We start from the raw sequence: 26557 nt of genomic DNA on the forward strand, positions 1-26557 counted from the left end.
TCAGCCGGGCGGGGGAACGATTGCACGAATCTGGGCGAAGAAATTTTCAACGGAATCCCGTGTGCCAGGCCCCAAGATGCCCACCGGGTCCATGCCATTGACCGGATCCACGGAGACCGGCCGGGTGAACAGGTTGTCGTTGCGCGAATAGCCCGCATCGATTTGGGGTTGCAACGCCGCGTCGATCTGGTTTACCAGGCCGTCCGACCAGCCGAGGTAGCGCAGCGGCAAAGTCAGCGGAAGATGATTGACCGGAACCAGATACGTCGTCGTCTTCGCACCTCGCGGATTGACCCCAGTCCTGATGTTCTGCGGTGGCACGTCGCCCGGTCCGGTGAACGCCGCCGGGGTGTGCACGATCGCCGAGGCGAGGAGCGCGTTGACGTCGGCCAGCAGGTTGTCCGGCCTATCGGGGAAATCCGCGAAACCGTCGTATGCGGCCACGATTTTGTTGGTGTCGTACTGGCTGTCGACCGGCGCAGGCATGGTGTAGTCGATAATCGGGATGCGGTCACCGGGTTTGAAGATGCCGGACGCAAAACTCGCCCCGAACCCGTGCGTTCCCACCGGGTCGCCAATGGTCGTGAATTGCAGCGTGTCTGGTGGTGGAGCCTTCGGGTCGTTGGCAAGCCGCACCTGTTCCTGGTCGAGCGCGAGGTTGCCCTGCGACAGGCCGACGGTGGCGGCCGGCTCGGTGCCGTTCCGAATAGCCTGATCCAGGTTGTCCGTGGCTTGTTGGATCGCCTGGCCGACGGTCATGTTGTCTCGAGGCCCGGGAAACATCTCTTGCGGCACCCAGCTGTAGAGCGCCCCGGCGGGATATTCGATGATGTCGCGCCTGGCGTTCGGAAAGTACCCGGATCCGGCCCGGCTCGTGTACTCGTACCAGGGAATGCCCGGCGGCCGCGCACCGCCAACCGCGTAGACGACTCCGGCCGTGGCACCGGCGCCTACCGGAGACGGGGTCGGGGGCGGCCAGGGAAACGCCGGGTCTCCGCTTGCCACGCCGGGTCCGAATCCACCGGCCGAACCCGCCAGCAACGCCGCGAGTGCCGTTGCGAATACTAGTTTCACTTGTCTACTCCCGGGTAGCCGGTACTCGCCGCCACATTACACGCTGTTAATTCATTTCGGGCCCTTGTGGACTCGCCAAGACGGCCCACCGGGGCGTCCGTAGATCCATCGCGCTCAGCGGGGCGAGAGTCGCTTAAACGTCCTGCGGCGCTGACGTTCCCAGCGCGATGACCGTGTCACCGGTGCGCCCTGATTCGTGCCGATCACCAATTCCCGCGATCGGCGACCCGCGTAAATGCGGATTTCATCGCTTCCACGTACCGCGTGACCGATTTTTGGGCGATGGGGTTGTCGGGGTGCATCACCGCCATGATGGTGCCCTCGCCGTATCGGAATATATAGATGGTCAGCTGATATGAATACCGGCCGTCGGAGTAGATCCCGATGTTCTTCGCGCCACCCACCTCGGCGGTGAGCACCGCATTGAGGGGAGCCGCGCCTCCATGCAAGAAATTCGTCACCGGAAAGTTCGGTGGAGGCCAGTCCAGCCACGGCGCCAATTCCAACACGCGGTAATAGGGCACCTTCGCCAAACTCAGGTCCGAATCGAAAGACGTCTGCGCTGCCCAAGCGGCTTCACTGAACGATGCTGCAGCGATGGGAACGGTGATCGGAACCAGACCGGTAAACCAACCCTGAGTCATGAAATTTTCCGATGTGCGGCGGGTATCCCTGGGGGTCAGTCCGTAATACGTGACGGCACCCGTGAACTCGTGCTCCACCAGCGCGCTGCAGGCGAACAAGCCGCCGATGAACCGAGCGCCGGCAGCCGTGCAGGCCGATTCGAATCTCTCCGTCTGTTCCGCGTCAAGCAGGGTTTCGGTGATCATGGCGCTGTCCGTCGCCTCCATGGGGTTGCCGAGCGGAAGCGGGAACTCGGGAAGGCTCCCATTGTTGTTCTCGGCGAAGTCGATCCACGCGCGTACATCCGGCGAATCCGCGGTCATGGCCGACGTGTCTTGGCGCTCCTGCAGGCAGTAATCGTGGTAGCTGCCGGCGTCGGGCAGCGCAAGCGGCCCGTTGCCCGCCGCCAACGACATGTACATCGCATAGGACTCGAGCATCGTGATGCCGATCAACGACGCGTCTCCGTGTACGTGATCGATGCTCGCGTAGAACGTGAAGTGATCGTCGGCCTGGATGATCCCGAAGCTGAAGCAACCCCACTGCAGCGGATCCGGTGTGGCGACCGCGTGTTCGTACAACTCTTCGATCGTCATTTCGCCGTGGGTGGTCGGCGCGAATTCGATGTCGGCGGGATCGTCGATGATGTGCCTGACGATGTCACCGGTTCCGTTGTATTCAAACCAGCTTCGGTACGTATCGTGACGACGCAGGTAGGCATTGAGCGCGTAACTCATGACGTCGATATCGCATTGACCGGGTATCTCGCACGTGGCCACGAGTAACCGCGAATAGTCGAGGCCGGCGGCCGTTCGTTCGTAGTAGCCGCGAAGATGTTGGGTTTGCATGTAGGTGGCGGGCACGGAGCTGACCGGCGCTTGTCGAGCCGCATCAAGAGACGCAGCCGTTGGGTGCCAGGAGGTGACCGGCCCGGAGCTGAGCTCCCAGTCGCCGATTGAACCGATGGTGATGTTCCCGATGCGCAATGTTTCTCCCTGTTGGGTAACCGCAGTTCGGCTGGTCTGGTAGCGAGATCAAGGTAATGCGTTCGGCGGTGAACTTGGCATGGCCGGACAGCAATGCAACAACTTACAGATTGGTGGGGAGTGCGGAAAGGGCCTGAATCTTTTCGGGTCCAGCCCCGCGACCACAATTCGATATTTTTCGTACACCTTCGCAGCGAAGTACTTGTCATACGCTCCGTCGGGCGATTACCTTGTGCGCAACCGGGATTGCGTGTGGTGCGCTGTGTGACCTAAGAGTCGGTCCAGACTTAGCACCGCCCCGATATCACGGCCCCGCTCCGAGGGATCGAGTTTTCACCAACCATGACAGAGGGGACATTCGCATGGCATCCGTCGAAGATCCGATGAAGCAAACGTCGGGTTTTGCGATCGTTGGCTACTCAGTGCGCGTACCGGGGGCGGCCGATGCCGACGAATTCTGGGATGTCTTGCGACACGGGCGCGATGCGGTGTCGGAGGTGCCATCGGATCGCTGGGATGTCGAGGAATTCTTTGACCCGGATCCCGGGGCGCCCGGCCGGATTGCGACTCGCCGGGCGGGCTTCATCGATGACGTAGCCGGGTTCGACGCGGCGTTTTTCGGGGTGTCGGCGCGCGAGGTCAAGATGATGGATCCTCAGCATCGGCTACTGCTGGAAATGGCATGGCGGGCACTGGAGCATTCCGGCACCGCGCCAATGGGTTTGGCGAACACCAAGACTGGCGTGTACATGGGTTTGTCCACCCACGACTACTTCGGAATGATATCGGACGAGCTGGAATACGGTGACATCGAAGCGTATACGGCAATCGGGACGTCGGGCGCGGCTGGAGCGGGCCGGATCAGTTATCGGCTGGGGCTGCAGGGACCGGCGGTCACCGTCGACACGGCGTGCAGCTCGTCGTTGGTGGCGATCCATCAGGCGTGCCAAGCGCTGCGACTGGGGGAGTGCGACCTGGCGCTGGCAGGCGGGGCGAACGTCCTGATCAGCCCGGGAACCATGATCACTTTTTCGCAAGCGCGGATGTTGGCTCCGGACGGCCGGTGCAAGACGTTCGATGCGGCCGCGGACGGCTACGTGCGCGGCGAGGGTTGCGGTGTCATTGTGGTGAAGCGCCTCGATGACGCGATCCGAGACGGCGACCGGATCCGTGCCGTGATCCGGGGTAGCGCCATCAACCAGGATGGCGCATCGGGTGGATTGACGGTGCCGAACGGTGTTGCCCAGCAACGTGTTATCGCCGAAGCGTTGCAGCGCTCCGGCATCGTGGCCGGCGACGTCGGATACCTGGAGGCGCATGGGACCGGGACATCACTCGGCGACCCGATCGAAGTCCAGGCCGCGGCCGCCGCGCTCGGCGACGGGCGCGATGCCGGCCAGCCGCTGCTGATCGGATCGGTGAAGACCAACATCGGGCACCTGGAAGCGGCGGCGGGTATCGCCGGCCTGATCAAGGTCATCCTCTCGCTCGAACACGAGCAACTGCCGAAGCACTTGAACTTCCGCAACCCCTCGCCGCATATTCCCTGGGACCGGCTGCCGGTGCGCGTCGTGGACGAGCCTCTCACCTGGGAACGCAACGGTCGGCGCCGCATCGCGGGGGTCAGTTCGTTCGGCTTCTCGGGGACCAATGCGCACGTCATCGTCGAAGAAGCACCCGCAATGGACCGCGTCGCTGTGGCACCGGTTGCGCCTCCCGATGACAGGCGCTTCAGCGTCTTGCCGCTGTCGGCACGCAGCCCTGCGGCTTTGGTGCAGATCGCCGACGACTATCGCAATTGGTTGGCCGCGCACCCCGAGGCCACCTTGTCGGACGTGTGCTTCACCGCCGGGGTGGGCCGATCGCACCTCGAACACCGGGCCGCCTTGGTGGTGAATTCGACCGACTCCGCGCGCGAATTGCTCGGCGCGCTCGCCGACGACCGCCCGGCACCGGGTTTGGTGCGGGGAATGTGCGCCGACACGCCGAAGACAGCGTGGTTGTTCCCCGGTCAGGGCAGTCAGTTCGCCGGCATGGCCCGTGAGTTGTACGAGACCGAACCGGTGTTCGCCGCGACGATGACCCGGTGCGCCGCGGCCGTCGCCGATGTGCTCGAAAAACCGTTGCTGGACGTCATATTCGACGCCGATGGTGAAGACGCCTTGCGCCAGACCAGCTACGCCCAGCCCGCCCTGTTCGCGGTGGAGATGGGCCTGGCGAGGCTCTGGCAGTCGTGGGGCCTGCAACCTGATGTGGTGCTGGGCCACAGCGTCGGACAGTATTCGGCGGCATGCGTCGCGGGTGTGTTCGGTCTCGAGGACGGAGCGTTGTTGCTCGCCGAGCGCGGGCGCCTGTTCGGCAGTCTGCCCGCAGGCGGTCGGATGGTGGCGGTCTTCGCCGCCGCCGACCGGGTCGAGGGCCTCACCGACCAATTCCCGCGGCTCTCGGTGGCCGCCTACAACGGCGCCAACACCGTGCTGTCAGGGCCCGCGGAGGACCTGGATAAGGCGGTCGGCTCGTTGGTCGCCGATGGCGTTCGCTGCGACTGGCTGGAGACCAGCCACGCCTTCCATTCGGCGCTGTTGGATCCGGTCCTCGACGAATTCGAGGCGTACGCAAGCCGATTCGACTACTCTGCCCCGCAACGAACCTTGGTGTGCAACCGCACCGGCGCGGCCCTTGGCCGGAACGCGGGGCTGGATGCCCGGTATTGGCGCCGCCATGCGCGCCAGCCGATCGAATTCGCCAAGGGTGTAGCAACTTTGGCCGGCCTCGGCTGCGCGGTGCTGCTAGAGGTCGGCCCGCAACCGGTGCTCACCGCATCCGCACTGCGGGCATGGCCCGACCCGGCAACGGCGCCGCAGGCAATCGCCTCGTTGCGCCGAAACGGCGCCGATCACCGCCAGATCACCGAAGCCGTTGCCACCGCGTACGTTGCCGGCCACCTTCCTCACTTCACCGCCCTTCAACGGGAACCGGCGCGCAAGCTCGACCTCCCCACCTATCCATTCCAGCGTCGCCCGTACTGGTTCCGCGACAAGCGGGTTCGGCCCACCCCGACCGATGCCACGCGCACCGAGGCCGTCCGGCTTCTCGAGGATGACCGGATCGAGGAGCTCGCCGCGCTGCTCGACGGCCAAAACGACAACCAACACACCGTCGACGTACTGAAAAAGCTTGCCACCCAACACAACCGCCAGCGCAATGCGCAGTCGGTGGCGGACGCGCGTTATGAGATGCGCTGGGAAATATCCAGCGCTCCGGCTACCGGGACGGCAGCCGCGGAAGCCGACGAGGCATCTGGCTGGCTGCTCATCGGCGATGATGGCGAGGCCGTGCGGCCTTTGGTCGATGCGCTGATCGCGCGCGGACACCGGCACCGGATTCTCGGATTGCCCGCATCGGACGCGGACGAGGAACGGCTCGTGGCCGCGCTGCGCGCGGCGGTAGCGGATGATCCCAGGCTGCGTATCCTGCATTTTGCGGCGCTCGAATCGGACACGACACCATCGATGCGGTCGCTCTTGCGAATGCAACATCGCGTCCTGGGCGGCACACGGCGACTCTTCCGAGCCGCGGCCGCCGCCGAACTTCGCGTGCCCATCTGGCTGGCAACTCGCGGTGCGCAGCGGGTCACCGGCGCGGACACCGTGTCGCCGGTGCAGAGCTGCCTCTGGGGATTCGGTCGCGCCGCCGCGCTGGAACATCCGCACGTCTGGGGCGGACTGGCGGACCTGCATGACGGCAGCGCCGACGAGTGGTCCCGGTTGATCAGCCTGGTGGCGGCGCAGGACAGCCAGGCTGTCAGGGAAGACCAAGTCGCGCTGCGAGATCGAGCCGTCTATGTTCCCCGGCTGACGCGGCGCGTAGGGCAGCCGCTGGCAACGCCGCTCGTCCTACGTGACGACGCGACGTATCTGGTGACCGGCGGGCTGGGTTCGGTCGGACTGGAAATCGCCGGATATCTGGCCGGCCACGGTGCCCGGCATCTGGTGCTGACGAGTCGGCGCGCACCGGGCGATGCCGCGCAACGACGCATCGATGCGCTCAGCGAACGGTATGGCAGCGAATTCCGCATCATCACCTCCAATGTGGCCGACCCGCACGATGTCGCTCGCCTCTTGGCCACCGTGCAGTCCGATCTGCCGCCGCTGGCCGGCGTCGTCCATGCCGCCGGCGAGATAGGGACCACCCCGCTGAGCGATCTGGATGACACCGAAGTCGACCGAGTGTTCGCCGGAAAGGTCTGGGGTGCTTGGCACTTGAGCGAAGCAACCGCCGACATGCGGCTGGACTTCTTCCTGAGCACCTCCTCGATCGCCGCCGTATGGGGCAGCTTCGGGCAGACCGCCTACAGCGCGGCTAACGCGTTTCTCGACGGGCTGGCCGACCGGCTGCGTGAGCAGAAGTACATCAGCGTCAACTTCGGTCCGTGGTCGGCGGGTATGGCCGACGAGGACGCGCGTGCGCGGCTGGACCAGCGTGGGGTCCGGACGTTGCCGCCCGCCGACGCACTGGCGGGCATGGCCGAAATCATGGTGGCTTCGGCACAGCAAGGGATTTCGCAAGGCGTGGTGGCCCGGATCGACTGGTCCCGTTTCCTGCCGCTCTACCAGCTTTCGGGGAAGCGATCATTCTTGGCGGAGTTGGAGCCCGAGGTGCCCGCCTCGGTGTCCGCCGTAACACCCTCCGGTACCACCCGATTGGTCGAGCGGCTCACCGTCGCCCCGGTACAGCAGCGCAAGAAACTCGTGCTGGAGTATCTGCGCGACGTCGTCGCGGATGTGACGCGGATCGACGTGGCGGAGATCCGTGAGGACGCCGGATTCTTTGACTTGGGCATGGATTCGCTGATGGCCGTGGAGATGCGCCGCCGCGTCGAGCACGCGGTGGGCTCGGAGTTGCCGGCGACTCTCGCGATGGACTACCCGCGCCTGGTCGACGTGGCGGATTACCTGCTCGGCGAGGTGCTCGGCCTCACCGCAGCGGTTTCCGCTAAGTCGGGCGTCGAATCGGCGGCCCAGCCGGCTTCGTTGCCGACCTCACCAGCGGCGGCGCTCACCGATGAGCCGATCGCGATCGTCGCGGTGGCCTGCCGTTTTCCGGGCGCGCCGGATCCGGATGCCTTCTGGCAGGTGCTGTCCGGCGGTGTCGACGCGATCCGGGAGATTCCGGATGACCGCTTCGATATCGACGAGTTCTACGATCCGGACCAGGAGACGCCGGGTAAGATCTACACCCGCTGCGGTGGATATCTCGACGGGATCGACGGCTTCGATCCGGAATTTTTCGGCATCTCCCCACGCGAGGCCGTGTGGATGGATCCGCAGCAGCGGCTGATGCTGGAGATCGCGTGGGAAGGGCTGGAGCGCGCCGGGTATTCCCCTGCGGCGTTGCGCGGCAGTCGAAGTGGCGTGTTTGTCGGGGTCGCCGCCAACGAGTATTCGCATCTGCTGTCCAGCGATTCGATCGAGACCATCGAAGCCCACTTCATCACCGGCAATGCGCTCAACGCGATCTCCGGTCGGGTTGCCTTCGCGCTCGGTTTGGAAGGACCGGCGGTGGCAGTCGACACCGCGTGCAGTTCGTCGCTGGTGGCCGTCCACCAGGCTTGCCAGGCATTACACTCCGGTGACTGCGATCTGGCGCTCGCCGGTGGTGTCAACGTCTTGTTGAGCCCGGCCTCCATCGTCGCCGCTTCGCGCGCCAGGATGCTTTCCCCTGATGGTCGATGCAAGACCTTCGACGCCGCCGCCGATGGCTATGTTCGCAGCGAAGGATGCGGGATTCTGGTCCTCAAGCGGCTGAGCGACGCGCAGCGTGACGGCGATCAGATCTGCGCGGTCATCCGCGGCAGCGCGGTCAATCAGGACGGTGCTTCCAGTGGCTTGACCGTGCCTAACGGCGGTGCGCAGCAACGGCTTATCACCGCGGCATTGGATCGCGCCGGTGTCGGCGGCCCGGACGTCGATTACCTCGAGGCGCACGGCACTGGCACCGCGCTGGGCGACCCGATCGAGGTGCAGGCGGCCGCCGCCGTCTACGGCGCCGGTCGTGACCCGAACCGCCCGCTCCTGATGGGATCGGTGAAGACCAACATCGGTCACCTCGAGTCGGCGGCGGGGGTCGCCGGTCTGGTCAAGGTCGTGTTGTCTCTGCAAAACCAAGTGCTCCCGCAGAATCTTCACTTCGACCAACCGTCGCCGCATATTCCGTGGGACTCGCTGCCGGTGCAGGTGGTCGACAAGGCAACTCCGTGGCAGACCAACGGCAGGCCACGCCGCGCCGGCATCAGTTCGTTCGGGTTCACCGGGACGAATGCACATGTGCTCATCGAGGAGGCGCCACGGCAACCGGCGATCCCGGATGAGAGCTCGACCGAGGACGTCCTACCCGATATCCCCGCGGCGTCGGAGTCTGAGGCCCAACAGCAACCGGTCAGGGTGTTGCCCTTGTCCGCGCGGTCCGCCGAAGGACTGGTGGCGTTGGCGCGGCGATACGGTGCCTGGCTGGACGCGAACCCCGATGCCGACATCGCCGATGTCTGCTTCACTGCCGGCGTGGGGCGTTCGCATTTCGAACACCGGGGCGCGTTGGTCGTGGATTCGGTTGCGGGAGCTCGAGAGCTGCTCGCCGAGCTGGCCGAGAACCGGCTGCGGCCCGGCGTTGTGCGCGGCGAGTGCACGGATCCGCCGACGACGGCCTGGTTGTTCACCGGGCAAGGCAGCCAGTACCTCGGGATGGCGGGCGAGTTGTTCGACACCGAGCCGGTGTTCGCCGAGACCGTGGCGCGATGCGCGGAAGCCGTCGATCCGATACTGCCGCGCCCGTTGCTCGAAGTGCTGTTCAGCACCGACAGCGAAACGGCAGAATTACTGCGGCACACCTCTTTTGCGCAGCCTGCGCTCTTCGCCGTCGAGATGGGATTGGCCCGGTTGTGGCAGTCGTGGGGCGTCGAGCCCGATGTGGTGTTGGGGCACAGCGTGGGTCAGTACGCGGCGGCGTGTGTGGCCGACGTGTTCAGCCTCGAGGACGGGGCACGGCTGATAGCCGAACGCGGTCGCCTGTTCGGCAGTCTGCCCGAGGGCGGCCGGATGGTGGCGGTATTCGCGGACGCCCAGCACGTGGAGGACGTTGCCGACGAATTCGCGCGTGTCTCGGTCGCTGCCTACAACGGCCGCAACACGGTGCTGTCCGGGCCGGGGGAGGATCTGGAGCAAGTCGTCGCCAGCTTCAGCGACGACGGGATCCGCTGCACCTGGCTGGAGACCAGTCACGCCTTCCACTCGGAATTGCTGGAACCGGTGCTCGACGAATTCGAGTCGCATGCCGCCCGGGTCCAGTTCGCCGTGCCCACCCGGCCGCTGATCTGCAACCGCACCGGGGCAGTACTCACGGCGGAAACCCCGCTGGACGCCCAATATTGGCGGCGGCATTCGCGCCAGCCGGTGCAATTCGCCGAGAGCGTGCGCACCGCGGCGGCGCTGGGCTGCTCGGTGGTGATGGAGATCGGTCCGCAGCCGATTCTCACCGCGGCCGCGCTGCAGGCCTGGCCGGAATCCTCGGCGGCGCCGCGTGCGATCGTTTCCCTGCGCAAGGGCGTCGATGCCCGGCGGCAGATCGCAGAAGCGTTCGCCACCGCTTATATCGCCGGACACCGGATTGACTTCACTGCGCGGCAACAGTTGCCGGGCCGCAGGCTCGGACTGCCCACTTATCCGTTCCAGCGCCGTCGCTTCTGGCCCAAGGCCTCGGGCATCGCCGGTGTCGATGTCGGGGGCGCTCCCGTATCCGGAATCTTAGGTAGCGCAAAGGATCTGGCTTCCGGGGACTCCGTCTACACCAGTCGGTTGTCGGTCAAATCGCAGCCTTGGCTATCTCATCACGTCATCTACGGCTCGGTTGTCGTTCCGGGCGCCACGTACGCGGCGATGGCACTTGCCGCGGTAGGCGCGCCGGCGCGGGTGCAGGACGTCTTCTTCTATGAACCGATCATCCTGACCGACAAGAGCTCTCGAGAGGTGCAGCTGACCTTGCATCCGTTTGAAGACGGTGGCGGTTGGACGTTCCGAGTGCACAGTCGCCCGTACGGTGTGCGCGACGCCGAGTGGTCGCTGAACGCCGATGGCACCGTCGTCGACGGTGTCGACGATCATTGGGCACTTGAACCGGCGGATTCGATCGAGGTCGCGATCGAGCGGTTGAGCCGTACGCGCCCGCAGCAACTGTTCGACACCTTCACCGATATGGAGCTGGCCTGGGGGCCCACGTGGTCCACTTCGCTGAAATCGTTGTGGGTCGGTGATGGGGAGGCGATCGGCGATGTCGCCGTCGGCGAGGAACTCGCCGAGCAACTGGGCAGTGAGCCGGTCCACCCGGTGCTGCTGGACCTGTGCACCGGAGTCGCCTTCCCGGCCTTCCCGGCGCTGCTGGCGGCGACCGAACAGGGCGCGGTCCCTGATCTCTTCCTGCCGCTTCGGTACGGGCGGGTAATGCTGAGCGAGCGGATGCCGCGGCGCTTTTATTGCCGCGCCCGGTGGCAGAACGGTGGTCTGGACAGCGAAACGCAGGTCTTCGACCTCGATTTCGTGGATCGGGATGGTCGCCACCTGGGCGGCATTCGCGAGTTCACGGTGAAACGCGCCCCGCGCGAGGCGTTGCTGCGCGGCCTAGGCGGCGACGCCACGCGGCTGCTGTACACGCTCGGCTGGCAAGAGATGCCACCGGTCGCGCCTGACGAGACCGCCGGGAATGCCGACGGCACCTGGCTGATTGCCGGATACGACGAACTGGCAACCGAATTGCCCGCCTGCGTCCGGTTCGACCCGACCATCCATCCCGAGCACTGGCAGCGGCTGTTCGCACAGGCTTCCGAGCGTGCGCCGGTCTCCGGGATCGTCTGGCGCAGCACCAGACAACCGCACGCGGCGGAGTCGAGCGCCGAATTCACTGCGCGGCTGGAGACCGAGATCGCCAACATGCTCAGTGCGGTGCAGGCTGCGCTGGCGGACGAGACGGTGAAACTCGCCGGGGGACTGTGGATCATCACCGAACGCGCGGTGGCGACCGAATCCGGCGAGCCCGTCGACCCGGCGCAAGCCGCGCTGTGGGGGCTCGGGCGCACGATCATCGCCGAGCAGCCGACGCTGCGCTGCCGTCTCGTCGACCACGACGGGGCCGAGGACACCGTCCGCTGGCTGGCCAAGCTGTGCGGCGTGGCCGGCGCGGCACTCGAGGAGCCCGAACTCGCCTTGCGGCAAGGGAAATTCCTGGTACCCCGGCTGCTGCCGTGGGCCCGTAGCGGTCATCTACCAATGCCGCGTGCGGCCGACTACATCTTGGCGCCGACCGAACGCGGTGCGATCGACAATCTTCGTCTGAAGGAGATGGAAGTAACGTCGCCCGTCAACGGAGAGGTGCAGATCCGTGTGGAGGCCGCCGGCCTCAACTTCCGGGATGTGCTCAACGTGCTCGGTCTCTATCCGGGTGATCCGGGACCGATCGGTGGTGACCTGTCGGGCATTATCACCGAATTGAGCGACGGCGTCACGGGATTCGAAGTGGGCCAGCGGGTGATGGGTTTCATGCCGGGAGCGTTCGCCAGCCGGGTCAATGTGCCGGTCCAGCTGCTGGCACCGGTGCCGGACGGGCTGGGCGCGGTGGATGCGGCGACGATCCCCGCTGCGGCACTGACCGCCCGGCTCGCCTTCGACTGGGCCAGGCTGGGCCCCGGTGACCGGGTGCTCGTGCACGCCGCCAGCGGCGGCGTGGGACTGGCCGCGGTCCAGCTGGCACGGCAGTGCGGAGCGACGGTCTTCGCCACCGCCAGCAGCTACAAACGCGCGATGCTGCGCAAGATGGGTGTGGAGCACGTCTATGACTCGCGCAGTACGGATTTCGCGGACCAGATCCTCGCCGACACCGGGGGTGCCGGCGTCGACGTGGTGCTCAACAGCCTGACCAACGAAGGCTTCGTCGAGGCAACCGTGCGGGCGACCGCACAGGGCGGCCGGTTCGCCGAAATCGCCAAGCGGGACATCTGGACGCGCGAGCAGATGGCGCAGGCCCGCCCCGATATCGACTACGAGATCGTCGCGTTGGATGGAACGATCGTGGCGGACCCCGAGCGCATTCGGGGACTGCTGGCCGAGGTGTCGGACGCGTTGGCCAGCGGCGAGATCACGCCGGTGCCCGCCGAGGTCTACCCGCTGACGGAGGCGAAGTCGGCCTTCCGCCGCATGCAACAAGCGCGCCACATCGGGAAGATCGTGGTGCAGATGCCGAGCCCGTTGCAGCCGCGCGGCGATCGGAGCTATCTGATCACCGGCGGCCTCGGTGCACTCGGCCTGCACACGGCGTCGCATCTTGCCCAGCTCGGCGCTGGTGACATCGTGTTGACCAGTCGGCATCTGCCCGACGCGGACGCGCAAGCGGCGATCGACAACATCTTGGAGCGCTACCGATGCCGGATCCACACCTTCACGGCCGACATCGGTGACGAGTCCCAGGCCGTAGAGCTGATAGAGCGGATCCGGGCAGAGCTGCCGCCGCTGGCGGGAGTGGCACACCTGGCCGGCGTGCTCGACGACGGACTACTGCCACAGCAGAGCCCGGATCGCTTCCGAACCACTCTGGCGCCCAAAGCCTTTGGTGCCTACCACCTGCATCGGCTGACGAAAGACGACGACCTTGAGTTCTTCGTCATGTACTCGTCGGCGTCCAGCGTGCTCGGATCACCAGGGCAGGCCAACTACGCGACCGCCAACGCGCTGCTCGATGGGCTCGTTGCGGAACGTAAGGCCGAGGGTCTGCCGGCGGTGGCCGTCAACTTCGGTCCCTGGGCAAAGGGCGGCATGGCAACCTCGCACGCCGCCCGCGCCAATCTCGGTGCGCAAGGAATGATTCCGCTGGAGCCCACGGCCGCGCTGAGTGCACTCGGCGAGGTTCTCGGCCACGGCACCGCGCAGGCGATCGTGATCAAGGCGAATTGGCAGCGCGCGGCGAAGATGCTGGGCGGGTCTCGCCCACCGCTTCTCGACCACGTCCTGCCGAGTGCCGTGGAGGCAACCCGAGGCGACAGTGAGTTGCTCCGGCAACTGCACGAGGTACCCGACGCGCAACGGGCCGATTTCCTCACCGAATTCCTCCAGCGCGAAGTGCAAAGTTTCCTGAGGCTCGCGCAACCGCCGGCGGCAACCAGCCGATTCCTGGACCTGGGCACGGATTCGCTGATGGCGGTCGAACTCCGTAATCGGCTGTACGGCCAGTTCGGTGGCGCGTTCACCATCAGCGCCACCGCGGTGTTCGACTACCCGACGATCAGGTCCCTCGCTGAGTACCTGGCCGATCAGGTGCCGGAGTCCGTCTCCGAGCCAGACCTACCGTCCGACGGGGCGGAGGCCGTCGATCTGGCCGAACCGGCGTAATGACCCAGCGGCACAACATGTCCGGCACGGATCTCAAAGGGTTGCGCCCCCGACCGTGAGAAGGACGCAGCCGACCGCGCCCAGCAGGATGGCAACCTCGATGCGACGCCGCGATCTGATCCAGTCGTGTAACGCGACCATCGATGCGTGCGTTGTCTGGGGAGCAAGCAGGTAGCAGAGGAGGGGAATCTCCACGAGAGCGAAGGCGACAAAATTGAATATCAGAAGCGCCCCGACCTGTGTCATGGCCGTAGTGCCGGAGGCCAGGATAACGGCCAGCGCGGCCAGATAGTCCACCGACGGCAGCGCGATGCCGAGGCCGGCGATGCCCGCGATCCATAGCGAACGCCCATTCAGCAATTGTTGGACCCGCGTCGGCAGCATTTTCGGGTGCGGGCCCAATCGCCGGGTGCGGTCCATCGCGACGAGTGTTGCGGCGACCAGTAGCGCGAACACGCCGATCAGAATCTGGACCCTGGGCAGCGTGAAGTAGGTGGAACCTAGCAGCGTGCGTCGAAAGACGAACACGACAAGCAGTCCCACGGTCATTCCCATCGCGAAACCGCCGCATAAAAACGAGAGCAGTTGCAGCATCGGCCTCGGTCTGTTCAGCATCAGGACTGTCATGCCGATCCGGAACGGCTCGAGGCTCACAACGAAAGCCATCGCCACCAGGGTGATCAACATGGCAGATTGTGAATTGTGGGCGAACCCGCTCGCACAGGCCGTTGAGGCCTAACGCCTGGAATGCACCGTGCCACTTCTGGATTGGAACATAATGCGTGCATGGCCGCAAACACGTTCAGGTGGCGGGGAGTCCCAAATGGCCTATTACCGGATGCGTTTCGTGCCCGCCTGCTGGCAAACCCATCCATCGGGTATGCGGCCCGTAACGACGAACCGGGTCAGCTGCGCGCTCGTTGGCGCCGGCAACTCGTAGTCGGTGTGCAGATAAACGACCGGCTCCTCTTTGAAGTTGTGCTCGTGAAGCTGGCCCAGCAACTGATCGCAAGTGTCCTCAAGCCGCGGGCCCCCTGTTCCATCAGCAAGCAGCCGCGTCAGGCTCTCCATTGTCCGCCACAGCTGACCGTGTTCACGCATCATCACGAATATCGGCATCATTATCCCGGCCTTCCGAATCGGCGGGAACAGGAAGATCTCTTCCAGGTAGATGTGCCGACGCAGCGCATCCGTCATCGCTCTCAACAGCTCGGGCTGCCGGTCGCCGCGATCGAGCTTCTCGATGAAAAATTCTATCTCAGCGCCTATTTCGCGGTGTTGCCGCATTAGTTCGGCGGTTAACACCCGGTCGGGCATCACGTGCTCCTCTAATCAGTCTGCAGATCGGGTAGGTTCGGCTTCGCCGGCTTCGGCCCTAACCACGGGAGTTTGCACGCGGTTCGGCGGTGCCGACGGTCGATAGGAAGCAGTCGGTCAGGGCGGCGGCTTGGCCGGCGACGAAGCGAGGTTGGGTCCCCACTGCCCGGCGGATAGCCCCTGCTGTATTCCCCCGATGATCTGTTGCCGCAGGGCCGGGCTGTCGGCGGGGGTGGTCTGCGCGCAGCCGCAGCTGAGGCCGCCGAAGGGATTGGTATTGCCGCCACCCGGATTCGGATCGGCGCCCGCCGGCGTCGCCAGTAAAGTGCCGTTCACCACGATTAAAGCCGCACATATTGCAGTTATCGCGATGAAAGTCAACGGATTTCGCGTAGGCAGCAGCCGCCGCCGTGACCGGTGTTGATCGGGTATGGGCATTGCGGTTTCCTTTTGGGTCGACGACCTTGTACAGCCTTTGACGACGTGGTGACTGATTTGGTGCACTATCCGGCCACCGGCGAATGCGGAATCAGCGATACGCGCAAGCCGACGCGCTGAACCGCACCTTCGGACTCGCGACCGACCATGCCTCCCAATGGCAGCTTGGACACCGTGGCGCCGGGTGAGGGCGCGGGTGCGGCGGCCCAGCCGCCCGGCATCGCGCCGCCGTGGAAAGCCTGCAGCGGGGTGACCGACGAAACCGTCGCCGCCCAACTCGGCGGCACGGACAGGGTGCTCAACGCACTGGCTTGGCCCACACTCACCGAGGCGCCCTGGCCCAGTCCCGCCAACGGCTCGAGGTTTCCCAAGCCAGCCGCGGTGCCCGCGCCTCCCATGCCTGCTATGCCCTGGGCGCCCTCGGCCCCCAGGATGGAACCGGCGCCCGCCTCATCCAATGCCAAGCCCTGATAATCCAGATCGAGGCCGTAGAGGTCGATGCCGATTCCACCGCCGTCGGCGATCAGACCGGCGCCGTCGGCGCCGTACCCGGCCGCCTCGGACGCCAGGCCGGCCGTGGCTCCGTCCGCTGCGGGTGCGGCGGCGAGCGCCGAGGCCAGTCCCGAGGCCGCGCCGGCACCGGTGCTCGCGCTCTTTGTCGCACCCTTGCCCGAGGCGCCGGTCAGACTCGACAGGGCACTCAGTGGGGCGGAGGCTCCCGACGAGCCCAGCGAGGCTCCGGTGCCCAGCGCCGCCTGCGACAGACCGGCGCTCGAGGATGAGCCGGGGGTCGACATACCTTGCAGGGTCTGGGGCACCGCGGAGGCCCATTGCGTCGCGGTTGACTGTGCGCTAGTAGCGGAATGGGCTGCCACGTGGGTGACGGCGCCGACGTGGCCGGCGAGGCCGGCCGGATTGGTCGACTGCGATGGCGCCACCATGGGCGAAAGTGTTGACGCTGCCGCCGAATTGGCGGCATAGCTGTACATCGCGGTGGCGTCCTGAGCCCACATTTCGCTGTACTCGGCCTCGGCCGCCATGATTGCCGGGGTGTTCTGCCCGAAGATGTTGGTCTGGACCAAGGCCAGGAGCCGGGTGCGGTTGGCCGCGACCAGCGGAGGCGGCACCGTCATCGCGTACGCGGTTTCGAAGGCTGCTGCGGCGACCGTGGCCTGCATTGCCGCCTGTCCACATTGCTCGGCGGTCGCCGTCATCCACGCTATGTAAGGCATCACCGCGGCCGCCATCGACATCGACGCCGGCCCCGACCAGGACTCGTCGGTGAGGCTCGCGATCACGGCCTGGTAACCGCTGGCGGCGTCTGTCAGCTCGGCGGCCAGCGACTCCCATCCCGCGGCGGCGGCCAGCAAGGTCGAAGGCCCGGGCCCCAGATACATTCGACCGGAGTTGATCTCCGGTGGTAGTGCGCCAAAATCCATGTCTATCCCTAATTTCTTGGTGCCTGTTTGGGCTGACCTTGATGACGCCGGATCGGCGTGGGTGGCGCCGCACGCAACATCTGGTCAGCAGCTGAAGCAAGTTGTGAATGATTGAAAATTGCCCAAGCGTCGCGCAAACGGCGGCGCGGTGTACTACGACGCCGACGGTTCGCGGCTTGACCTTGGAATTCGGCGGAACTGGCGCACCGGTTTCGGGCGAATTCGACTTCGATAGCGAAGATCGCGTCGATGCAGACTGCCGCGACAAGCGGCCGACGCCAAGGACGCGAAACGCGTCGGCGGCTAGGGTTCAGCCTGCCGCGATGTGTGTGCGCGCCGAGGAACTGCCGTGCTTGATCAGCAGCGGGCGACGCAGAATCGAATCAGAAGATTCTGGTCAACGCAGCTTGATGCCGGCGAGCGGGCGGGTACACCGACCCGCTGCTGGGGCCGAATAACCCCGACCATCGGGGGTGCCGCAGATCCGGGCGAGCGTGGCGTGGAAAGTGCCAAAGTGGTTGGCCGATCACGCTTTAGCCCGCCGCTTTTGAAGGCCTTGTCATCGTTCACGGTGGACCCCACGCCAAGACGACGGACACGAACCGAGTCGTTACTCAGCTGAGTCGGGCCCGAAACCGGGCTGGTCGACGATGCCACCGCTTGCGGCTGCGCCGTGCCGGTGATCGTCTCGGCTCGCAAAGCGTGGCAACCGAGGACAACTGCAAGGAGGGCCAGCACAGCAACGATGGCTGACGCAGATTGTCGTCGTGGCCACCGTGAAGGCTTTGTAACTCCGAAACTCACAGTGGCACTGACGCTACCAGCTGCGATGCCGCACCTGCCACCAAGCCACGCCTTTGGCGCCGGTCAGGCCATTAGCGGGCCGCCGAAACCCGGAACGGCGCCCACCGGGATCAGTGCGAATGCGATGACGAGAAGAATGAACCGCCGCAGGGTTTTTGGTGTGGGCGCTTGTTCGATCTCCGGTCGACGTGCGGCGAAGAGAATGAACACGATCGCGATATCGAACGCGACGATCGTCACCCAGCGGGTCCAGTCGTAGCCGGTGAGGAAAACCGGTGCGACCAACAGCAGGCCCGCGGCAACCCAGGTCATCCGACCCTGCAACGCCTCGACCAATGCACGCAGCGGTACGCCGGAAAGCTCGCCGAGTCCCCACAGCGCCACCGCGACGGCAGCGGCGCCGAATATCAACGAGACCGTGAGGCCAAGTGCTCCGATTTGCCCGACGGTGCGGATGGCAGCCACGATGCCGTTGTCATAGTTCGGCATCACGTTGCGGCACACCCAGTCGTGATAGTCGGTCTGACTGGAGCGTCCATCGATCACGAAGCGCAGCAGCGTCTCCGGTGACGTCACCGTCGCGAAGGGGTTGGGCATCAGGTGATGCGGCACGGCCGCACACAGGCGAGAGGAGATGTCGTGACGACCGAAGACCGCCACCACGGCCGTGCTGATGACCCCCGGCGTGACAGCCACGAGTGCGCCAACGCGCCGAGAGGATTCCAGCGCACCGCCGAGGACGATGATCGCCAGCACCGCGCCCAAAGCGAACTGCAGCCCTATCGCCTCGTGCATCAGCGTCAGCACCGCGATCACGGCGCCGTAAGCCGCGCACCAACCCGTCGCCACCGCACGAGAACGTGTGCACACCAACGCCGAGCTGAACAGGGCGAGGGCCGCGCCCCCGAACAGGTCGGGGCGGGCCGAGAACGCCGCGAACGGAACACCGAAGGGCAGCAACGGAATCACCATCGAAACCAACAGCCGGCGCTCAGATCGATGGCGGCTGAAGAGCACCACGCCCGCGATCGCGGCCAGGCCGCACAGGTAGACCGCGGTCGACAGCCAGCGCAGACCGAGTGTGGCCCCGAAGTAGTGTCCCGGGACCAACCGAACCAGTTCACCGGCGAGCCCGCGGCGGACGAAACCGTGCGTGTAGTCGGCGGCGTAATACGACATCCAGTACACGTCGAGCGGAACGACCTTGATCGCGCACCACAGCACGAGTGCAGTCCACACCGCGATCGCGGCGCCGATACCCACAAGGCGGTTCCGGGTAGGTGGGTCCGTCTTAACGACCAAGTCCACCATCAGATCCGGCCCTCATACACGGTGGTGGCGGACAGCTGCAGGTCGGCCAGCGCGGCACACGCGAGCTCGCGCGTGGCTGTGCCGCTGTCGGCGCCGCTCCGATACGCCACGATGGTGAGAAAGCGGCTGCCGTTGACGGTGCCTGTGCCACAGAACAATTGACCCTGGGCCTGCTCGATGCGGGCCTGGGTGATGCCCTGCTCGGCCAGCCGCATGGAGACCTCGGTCGCATCCGCGCCATCGATGCGGCCGACGGCGCTGTCAAGGCTCCCGAGGTTGGAACACCCCACCGGAAGCTGGCCGGACGACATGGCGATGCCTTCGGCGCGCCGCACCAGCCAGCGTGGCGTGAACGGAACGAGCGGCAGTCCGGCGAGCATCTCGTTGGGCTCTCGCTCCAGGGCCGTCAGCGATCTCTTGACGTCGGCGCGCACGGCGCTCAAGTCGTCAGCCACCGCGGCGCCGTCCACGCTCAGCGTGATAGAGGTCAGCGCGTTGGCGCGGTCGTCGTCGGGGGTGCGGTCGCTGACCGGAAGCACCACCGTCACGGAGTTCCCGTCGGGCAGCACCCTGCCCATCCGGTGAGCCAGGCGAGCGGCGAACGCGACGAAAAGTGCGTTGCCGCTTCCGTTGAGGGCGCGCGCTCGCGCCTCCCAGGCCGCGGCGTCGGTTTGGATCGTCACCGACGGCGAGGTGTTCGGGTCGTCGTCGAGCGGAGCGGGCCCCGAGGGCCGCCGCGCCTGCGACTGACCCCGCTGATCGGACGAGACCCTGAGCAAAATCAGCAGGGTCGCGATGAGCGCGCGGATCGCCGCCGGCAGGGCACGAACGGCATCGGCCACGTCGTCCCACACCGCGCGGCCTCGCCCGCGTGAATGCGGCGGTGCATAGCCAAGATTGCGGCGTTCTCCCTTGACCGCGTCGGCGACGGCCAATACCAGCCCGAGGCCGTCGACCACGCAGTGCGACGCCACCAGCGTGACCGCCGCACCGCCGTCGTCCAGCGGCAGCACGCCGAGATGAAACGTCGGGCCGTGCTCGGGATCGACGCCCACCTTCGCGCGTCGTTCCAGCCACGCACCAATCTCACCGCGCGGTCGCCGCGGTTCCCACGCGATTTCGGGCGAGCGGCTGTCGAGCACCCAGCGATGGCGCCCGAACGGCAGCGGCGAGCGCTCGATCCGGCGTCCGAGCAGGCCGGCACCGAGATTGTCGTTGAAGGCGCGTAATTCGTTGATGTTCACGTCGCGGTCGTAGATCCACGTGGACTGCACGGTGCTGCCTTGGCCGGTGGCGCGCAGCCGCAGGAAGGCGGCCTGGTCCAGCAGGGCCAGCCTCGCCACTAGCACCCCGCCTCGGCCGCGGCGCGATACCCGCGCACCGCCACCGGCGCGAACACCGCGACCAGAACGCCGCCCCACAGGCCCGTCTGCCACAGCGGCGACAGCACCGGACCGCCCTCCGCGAGCGCGCGCATCGCCTCGATCGTCGGGGAAATGGGCGAAAATCGCACCACCGGTTGCAGCCAGCCCGGAAACACCTCGGCGGGCGCAACACCGGTGTTGAGGAACAGCAGCACCACGCACCCGGCACCTAGCCAGGTCACCATCGCCTTGCCGTCCGCGCGCGCAGCGATGGCGATGACCAATGTCGCCATGCCGGCCGAAACCGCTACGGGCATCAGGACGAAAGCCAGCATTGCGATCCAGCCGTAGTTGAATCGCAGACCCAAAGCGATCCCGAAGACGGTGAGCACAAGGGCGGACGTGGTGGTCCGGGCCGCCTCAGCGACCAGTCGCCCCGCCACGGTGCTGGCCCGATGTACCGGCTGCACCCACAGCCTGGTGAGTACACCGGACTCGCGCTCGGACGGCAGAGCCAGACCGGCACCGAGGGTTCCGAACACGGCGCCGACCACCGCGCACATCGGGACCAGCCCGTACAGGCTGTCGTGTCCGGTGGCGGCCAGGACGGATTTGCCAACCAGCAGCTTGTAGATGATGAGGAGAAAGGTCGGAAACAATAGCGCTTGCACCGCGACAATCGGATCGCGGCGCCAGCGCCGCAGCAGCCGCCCGGCCTCCGAAGCGGTTTGACTGACGAAGGCAGTCAGCGGTGTAGCGCAAGGGATCTCGTGCCGTGCGGCGGCGCTAACGGCCACCTGGGTCCGATCTGTGCAGGCATCGCGAGCCCCCAACTCGTCTCGACGTGCCCTGCGAACGATCAGAGGCGCGCCCGGGCTTCCCGCGCTGACGCGTCGCTGCATGCGCACCGCGAGAACGCCGAAAAGTGCGAGCAAGCCAAGACACCACGTCAATGTCACCGTCAGATCCCGTGCGGTGAGGTGACCGGTGGCAAGGCCGCGGAGCGTCTCGGTGACCTGAGATACCGGTTGGTTGCGAATGAACGGTCCGAGCCATGCCGGAAAGGATTCCGCCGGAGCGATTCCGGTGGACAGCAAGACCAGGACCAGTTGGGGGAGAAGCAGTAATTGGCTCGACGATTCGACGGAGCCGACCCGGGAGCCCAGTGCATCCGCACCGAGACAGACCGCCATCGCGAACGCCACCACGATGACCATGAACAGAACCGTGTCGCCCGGGCCGCCTTCCATCCGGAAGTCGAACAACCATCCGACCGCGACGGCCGCGACCACCGCGATGATCGCGCGTATCAGGCAATAGAGCATCCGTGCGCCCAGCGGCACCGCCGCGGAAACCGGCAGGGTGCGAAGGCGGGAACCGAAGCCGGACAACCGGTCTCGTGCGGCGCGGTCGGCCGTGGTCATTGCCCCGAACAGCATCGCCTGCACGATGACCACTGGAACGACATACTGCGGATAGCTCATTGCGCCGGTGTGGATGAGGCCGCCGAGGACCAGCGTGAACCCCAGGAAACAGCCCACCGGTGCCAGCGCCGCGAAAAGTAGGTCGGCGTCGCGCCGAGAGGCTGACACCGTCCGCAAGGTGAGTGCCACCAGGGCACTCATACCGCGAACTCCGGCGACAGCACGACGGGAACTACATCACACATCGATACGTAGTCCGGAGTCGCATACCCGGGTGAACTCGGCACGCATCGTCTCGACGTAGCGCAGGACGGACCTGCGGGCGACGTCGGTGCCCGGGTAGGCGACCACCAACTGCGTCTTGTCATGCATGCGATTGACCCACATGCACACCGTCTCCGACAGCCGGTTGTCGCCCCACACGCCGGCGCGCAGGCCGTCGAAGTAATCGCCGAACGGCAACTTGCGGATGTCGATGTAGGACAGCATCGGGACCGGACGGTCGGGGACCTCGATGGGGTTCGACGACGCGTCGGTCGATTCGAGCAGGTGGTAGTAGGGCACGGCGCCCAGGGCGGTGTTGCCGTCAAAAGATGCCTGGGCGGCGCTGACCACCTCATCGAATGACGCACCGGCGGTCGGAATCACCAACGGGACGAAACTGGCCAGCCAGCCGACCGCGGTGGCATATGCGGGCTCTCGCCGGTTGTCGAATGGTGTGAGCCCGAAATACGTTGCGGCGCCGGTCAACCGGTGTTCGGTCAGCGCGGCGCAGGCGAACACGCCGCCGCTGAAACGCGCACCCGCCGCACGGCACGCCGCTTCGAACCGTCGGCCCTGGTCGTCATCGATCAGGTCGAATACGTCGATGGCTCCCGGTGTGTCCGCGTTCGACTCACCCAGTTCCAGCGGGAATTTCGGGAGTGCCCCACTATTCGCCGCGAGAAAGGCCCGCCACGATTGGATCTCGGGCGACTCCTCGTTCAGGCCCCTGGTGTACGCGTGCTGATTCGCGCTGTATTCGCGATGGCTCGGAGCGGGCGGCAGCGGGTTTTCCGCCCTCTGCAGCGCGGCGAAGTACATCGTCTGGATGTCGAGGAAGATGACCCCCGCCGACATGCCATCGGCGCGCAAGTGGTCGACGGCGATATAGATGGTGAACCGGTCTTGGGCCTGAACGATGCCGAAGGTAAAGCAGTCCCACTGCAGCGGGTCGGGCGTATCGAGAAGCAGTTTGCGGATCTGGTTCGGCGCCATCCGCCCGAGATCCCTTGGCGCCAGGGTGATGGCCTCCGGCTCGGGAATGACATAGCGAAGGATCTCGTCGTTGTCCCCGAAGCCAAAGCGGTCGTGGTAGGTGTCGTGTCGCCGCAGGTGACTGTTCACGGCTTGGGTCATCGCATCGATATCGCAGATGCCGCTGATTTCCCAGGCCCCGATGCACAACCGGGGGATATCACGGCCGCGGCTGACCTGGCGTCGGTAATAGCGGAGATGCTGCGCCTGTTGATAGCTCACTGGGGCGGGGTGGTGCCGCGCTTCGGCGGCGCGCCGATAGGTGGCGGCCGTGGGGTACCAGGATACGACGGTGCCCTCCGCCGTCCAGTCCTCAACCGTGCCCAAGAACATGCGCTACCTTTCGTCCGTCAGCTGCGACGCCGGTTCGGATGACCATAACGGCACCGCGCATGAATTGCTGAGTAAGTCGGTTGCCGAAGCGGTCCAGTTCCGCACCTCCGGCAAGTCGCTTGCGGCGTGCCGCGGCGGGCAATGCACGCCGATGATTGAGCTGGTTGGGGTTTGAGTTGACGGTTCACGTGTTGGCAAGCCGCGCAAATAAATGACTCGCCGGCGATCCCGCGGCGCAATCATGACATTCCCCTTTCGGGCCTGAGCTATCGCACGGAAAGTTCTGTCAATCGAATGTGTGCTCGTGTGAGGTAGCCGACCACGCAGGGTCATTTAATTCGCGCATTGTTAACTCGGAACTAACAGTCAAACAAGCATTTATCTCGACGAGATGACCCAACCTGTCGATTCCCACCCACGGAGCCAGCGCTATGTCCGGGAGACCTCGCCAGATGCTGGTGGGCCTGCCCAAACGGCGCGCCTCGGTTACCATATCGTGATGTATGGCCGTATTGGAATAGTGTCAGCGAAAGATTCCTCGCGCCGATGATCCGGGCAAACGGCCAATCGATTCCCAAAAGGGCCGCGGCACTGGGTCCTACGGCGCTGCTAATGCCAGCTCGGGCGCACCAGTTCGGTGCCGTGCTGCGCACGGACAGCAAACTGTGATCCGGTTGAGCCACCATAGTGAACCTCGTCACGTAGGCGCAGCGCGCGTGACCGCGAGGTCGAATTCCCAGCGCCGTGGAAATCTCTGTGCGCCAAATGGATAAGCGGCGAAGGCAGCTGTTCGGCGTCTGTTCTCTCCACGGTGAGCGGAGACCGCCCCGGCAACCTGCAGGACGCACCGCCTGGCCGTCGATCTCAAGTTGCCCGAGGCGGCGTCGCCCCCGAGCCGGCGCACCCCGACGGCGGTGACGCAGACAAAGCGCCCTCCGATGGTCGATGATGGTCGGGACAACCCGTCCTTTCTGGTCACCGTGAACCTTCGCAAGAACGGATGCTGACGATGCCCGATGAGCTCCGCGGTACGGCCAGACTGTTCGATGCGGTGACCACCAAAGGCACCGCCTTCACCGAATCCGAGCGCCGGCGGTTGGGGCTCTTGGGTCTGCTGCCGACGACGGTGAAGACCCTGGAGCAACAAGCCGCGCACTGCTGGCACGAATTCACCACTCGGCGCGACGATCTCGACAAACACATCTATCTGCGGGCATTGCAGGACCGCAACGAAACACTGTTCTACCGGGTGTTGCGCGACCACATCCCCGAGGCGCTGCCGATCGTCTACACCCCCACCGTGGGCGAGGCCTGCGAGCGTTTCAGTGAGATCTACCGGCGGCCGCGAGGATTGTTCGTTTCCTACGCCGAGGGTGACTGTCTGGACGAGGTGCTGGACAACCGGCCGCAACGCGACGTCGATGTGATCGTGGTGACCGACGGGCAGCGCATCCTCGGCCTGGGGGATCAGGGCATCGGCGGGATGGGTATCCCGATCGGAAAGCTCTCCCTCTACACCCTGATCGGCGGGATCGATCCCGCGCGCACCCTTCCGATCGTGCTCGACGTGGGTACCGACAACAGCGAACTTCTCGACGATCCGCAATACCTGGGCTGGCGGCACCGGCGCATCGACGACGACGATTACTACGCATTCATCGACAAGTTCGTCGCCGCGGTGCGCAAGCATCTGCCCAACGTGCTGCTGCAGTGGGAGGACTTCGCCACGACGCATGCGCTGCCGATCCTGGCCCGCTACCGCGACAAGCTCCTCACCTTCAACGACGACATCCAGGGGACGGCCGCGGTCACCGTGGGAGCGCTGCACGGCGCCGCCAAAGTCGCCGGCCGCCCGCTCTCGCAGCAAGAGGTCGTCATGCTCGGCGCCGGCTCGGCCGGTATCGGAGTGCTCGACATGATTCGCCGGCAAATGATGACCGAAGGCTTGTCCGAACAGGAGGCCTCGCAGCGCATTTGGGTTGTCGACGTGGTCGGCCTGCTCACCGATGACCGCACCGACCTGTCCGACGCACAGCGCGGATTCGCCCAGCCGGCCGGCCGCGTCGCGAAATGGGGTCTTTCCGGGCCCGCCCAGCTCGCCGACGTCGTCCACCATGTCGACGCGGGTGTGCTGCTCGGCCTGTCGACCGCGGCGGGTGCCTTCACCGAGAGCATCGTGCGCGAGCTCGCCGGCAAGACCGAGCGACCGATCATCTTCCCGCTCTCCAACCCGACGAGCCGCGCCGAGGCGCACCCCGCGGAGTTGGACCAGTGGACCGACGGGCGCGCCCTGATCGCCACCGGTTCACCGTTCGCGCCGCTACACCGAAACGGCGTGGAACGCCCGGTGGCTCAATGCAATAACGTCTATATCTTCCCCGCGATGGGACTGGCGGTGACGGCGGCTCAGGCGACGCGGGTCACCGACGAGATGATGCGGGTCGCCGCCGAAACCTTGGGCGAGGCATCGCCGGCCCTCGCCGACCCCGACCAGCCGCTGCTGCCCGCATGGTCGGACGTGCCCGATATCGCGGTGCGGATCGCGCACGCCGTCGCCGTGCAGGCTGTCGCGGATGGCGTCGCCCCGACGCGCAGCGACGCTGAACTCACCGAACGCATCATGCAGGTGCGCTGGCTCCCCGAATACCCCAAGTCCGCGACCCGGTGAACGACGGCGGACCGTAGCCGCTTGAGATCTCCTCCGGGCAATCGCTTCGACTG

At 65.9% G+C, this 26557-nt stretch carries 13 protein-coding genes; 3 read left to right on the forward strand and 10 right to left on the reverse strand.

Annotated elements, in window-relative coordinates; all coding sequences use genetic code 11:
* Positions 1–1074, reverse strand: coding sequence for a PE-PPE domain-containing protein (locus A5732_RS00390; RefSeq protein WP_076099898.1), 1074 nt, complete (start codon positions 1072–1074; stop codon positions 1–3).
* 203 nt (positions 1075–1277) lie between these two features.
* Positions 1278–2684 (reverse strand): condensation domain-containing protein, encoded by a 1407-nt coding sequence (locus A5732_RS00395; RefSeq protein WP_076099900.1) that lies wholly within the window; start codon positions 2682–2684, stop codon positions 1278–1280.
* A 362-nt stretch (positions 2685–3046) separates the two neighbouring features.
* Here A5732_RS00395 and A5732_RS00400 point away from each other — a divergent pair, with 362 nt between their 5' ends.
* On the forward strand, positions 3047–14110 hold the full coding sequence (locus A5732_RS00400) for a type I polyketide synthase (protein ID WP_076099902.1): 11064 nt from the start codon (positions 3047–3049) through the stop codon (positions 14108–14110).
* Between the two features lie 33 nt (positions 14111–14143).
* Here A5732_RS00400 and A5732_RS00405 read toward each other — a convergent pair whose 3' ends face one another.
* The 8 genes from A5732_RS00405 to A5732_RS00445 form a co-directional block, all read right to left on the reverse strand.
* Positions 14144–14797 carry a GAP family protein gene (locus A5732_RS00405; protein ID WP_076099905.1) on the reverse strand — a complete coding sequence of 218 codons (654 nt, stop codon included), beginning with the start codon at positions 14795–14797 and terminating at the stop codon, positions 14144–14146.
* A gap of 144 nt (positions 14798–14941) precedes the next feature.
* Positions 14942–15427, reverse strand: coding sequence for a hemerythrin domain-containing protein (locus A5732_RS00410; protein ID WP_076099907.1), 486 nt, complete (start codon positions 15425–15427; stop codon positions 14942–14944).
* Positions 15428–15544: 117 nt separating this feature from the next.
* Positions 15545–15808, reverse strand: coding sequence for a hypothetical protein (locus A5732_RS00415; protein ID WP_253188968.1), 264 nt, complete (start codon positions 15806–15808; stop codon positions 15545–15547).
* Between the two features lie 122 nt (positions 15809–15930).
* On the reverse strand, positions 15931–17304 hold the full coding sequence (locus A5732_RS00420) for a PPE family protein (protein WP_076099911.1): 1374 nt from the start codon (positions 17302–17304) through the stop codon (positions 15931–15933).
* Between the two features lie 867 nt (positions 17305–18171).
* Complete coding sequence (locus tag A5732_RS00430; RefSeq protein WP_076099913.1) at positions 18172–19419, reverse strand: hypothetical protein; 1248 nt, start codon at positions 19417–19419, stop codon at positions 18172–18174.
* A complete protein-coding gene (locus tag A5732_RS00435; RefSeq protein WP_076099915.1) occupies positions 19419–20762 on the reverse strand; it encodes a hypothetical protein in 1344 nt (447 codons plus the stop codon). The genes A5732_RS00430 and A5732_RS00435 overlap by 1 nt, the downstream gene beginning before the upstream one ends.
* The gene (locus A5732_RS00440; RefSeq protein WP_076099917.1) at positions 20762–22408 is read right to left on the reverse strand and encodes an ABC transporter permease; all 1647 of its coding nucleotides are present in this window, start codon (positions 22406–22408) and stop codon (positions 20762–20764) included. The genes A5732_RS00435 and A5732_RS00440 overlap by 1 nt, the downstream gene beginning before the upstream one ends.
* A gap of 36 nt (positions 22409–22444) precedes the next feature.
* Positions 22445–23836: a condensation domain-containing protein gene (locus tag A5732_RS00445; RefSeq protein WP_076099919.1), complete on the reverse strand. Its 1392-nt coding sequence runs from the start codon at positions 23834–23836 to the stop codon at positions 22445–22447.
* Between A5732_RS00445 and A5732_RS26790 the strand changes: the two genes are divergently transcribed.
* Together A5732_RS26790 and A5732_RS00450 are read left to right on the forward strand one after the other, a co-directional pair.
* On the forward strand, positions 23823–24011 hold the full coding sequence (locus A5732_RS26790) for a hypothetical protein (RefSeq protein WP_142254605.1): 189 nt from the start codon (positions 23823–23825) through the stop codon (positions 24009–24011). The two genes, A5732_RS00445 and A5732_RS26790, sit on opposite strands and share 14 nt — an antisense overlap.
* Positions 24012–24845: 834 nt before the next feature.
* Positions 24846–26504: an NAD-dependent malic enzyme gene (locus tag A5732_RS00450; RefSeq protein ID WP_076099994.1), complete on the forward strand. Its 1659-nt coding sequence runs from the start codon at positions 24846–24848 to the stop codon at positions 26502–26504.
* Positions 26505–26557 lie beyond the last annotated feature (53 nt).

The sequence above is a fragment of the Mycobacterium colombiense genome (assembly GCF_001953985.1).
Classification (GTDB): domain Bacteria; phylum Actinomycetota; class Actinomycetes; order Mycobacteriales; family Mycobacteriaceae; genus Mycobacterium; species Mycobacterium colombiense_B.

Coding starts and splice junctions, on each gene's coding strand:
- A5732_RS00445 (WP_076099919.1), bottom strand. CDS start 23,836: ATGTTCTTGGGCACGGTTGAGGACTGGACGGCGGAGGGCACCGTCGTA.
- A5732_RS00410 (WP_076099907.1), bottom strand. CDS start 15,427: ATGCCCGACCGGGTGTTAACCGCCGAACTAATGCGGCAACACCGCGAA.
- A5732_RS00420 (WP_076099911.1), bottom strand. CDS start 17,304: ATGGATTTTGGCGCACTACCACCGGAGATCAACTCCGGTCGAATGTAT.
- A5732_RS00450 (WP_076099994.1), top strand. CDS start 24,846: ATGCCCGATGAGCTCCGCGGTACGGCCAGACTGTTCGATGCGGTGACC.
- A5732_RS00400 (WP_076099902.1), top strand. CDS start 3,047: ATGGCATCCGTCGAAGATCCGATGAAGCAAACGTCGGGTTTTGCGATC.
- A5732_RS00430 (WP_076099913.1), bottom strand. CDS start 19,419: ATGGTGGACTTGGTCGTTAAGACGGACCCACCTACCCGGAACCGCCTT.
- A5732_RS00440 (WP_076099917.1), bottom strand. CDS start 22,408: ATGAGTGCCCTGGTGGCACTCACCTTGCGGACGGTGTCAGCCTCTCGG.
- A5732_RS00405 (WP_076099905.1), bottom strand. CDS start 14,797: ATGTTGATCACCCTGGTGGCGATGGCTTTCGTTGTGAGCCTCGAGCCG.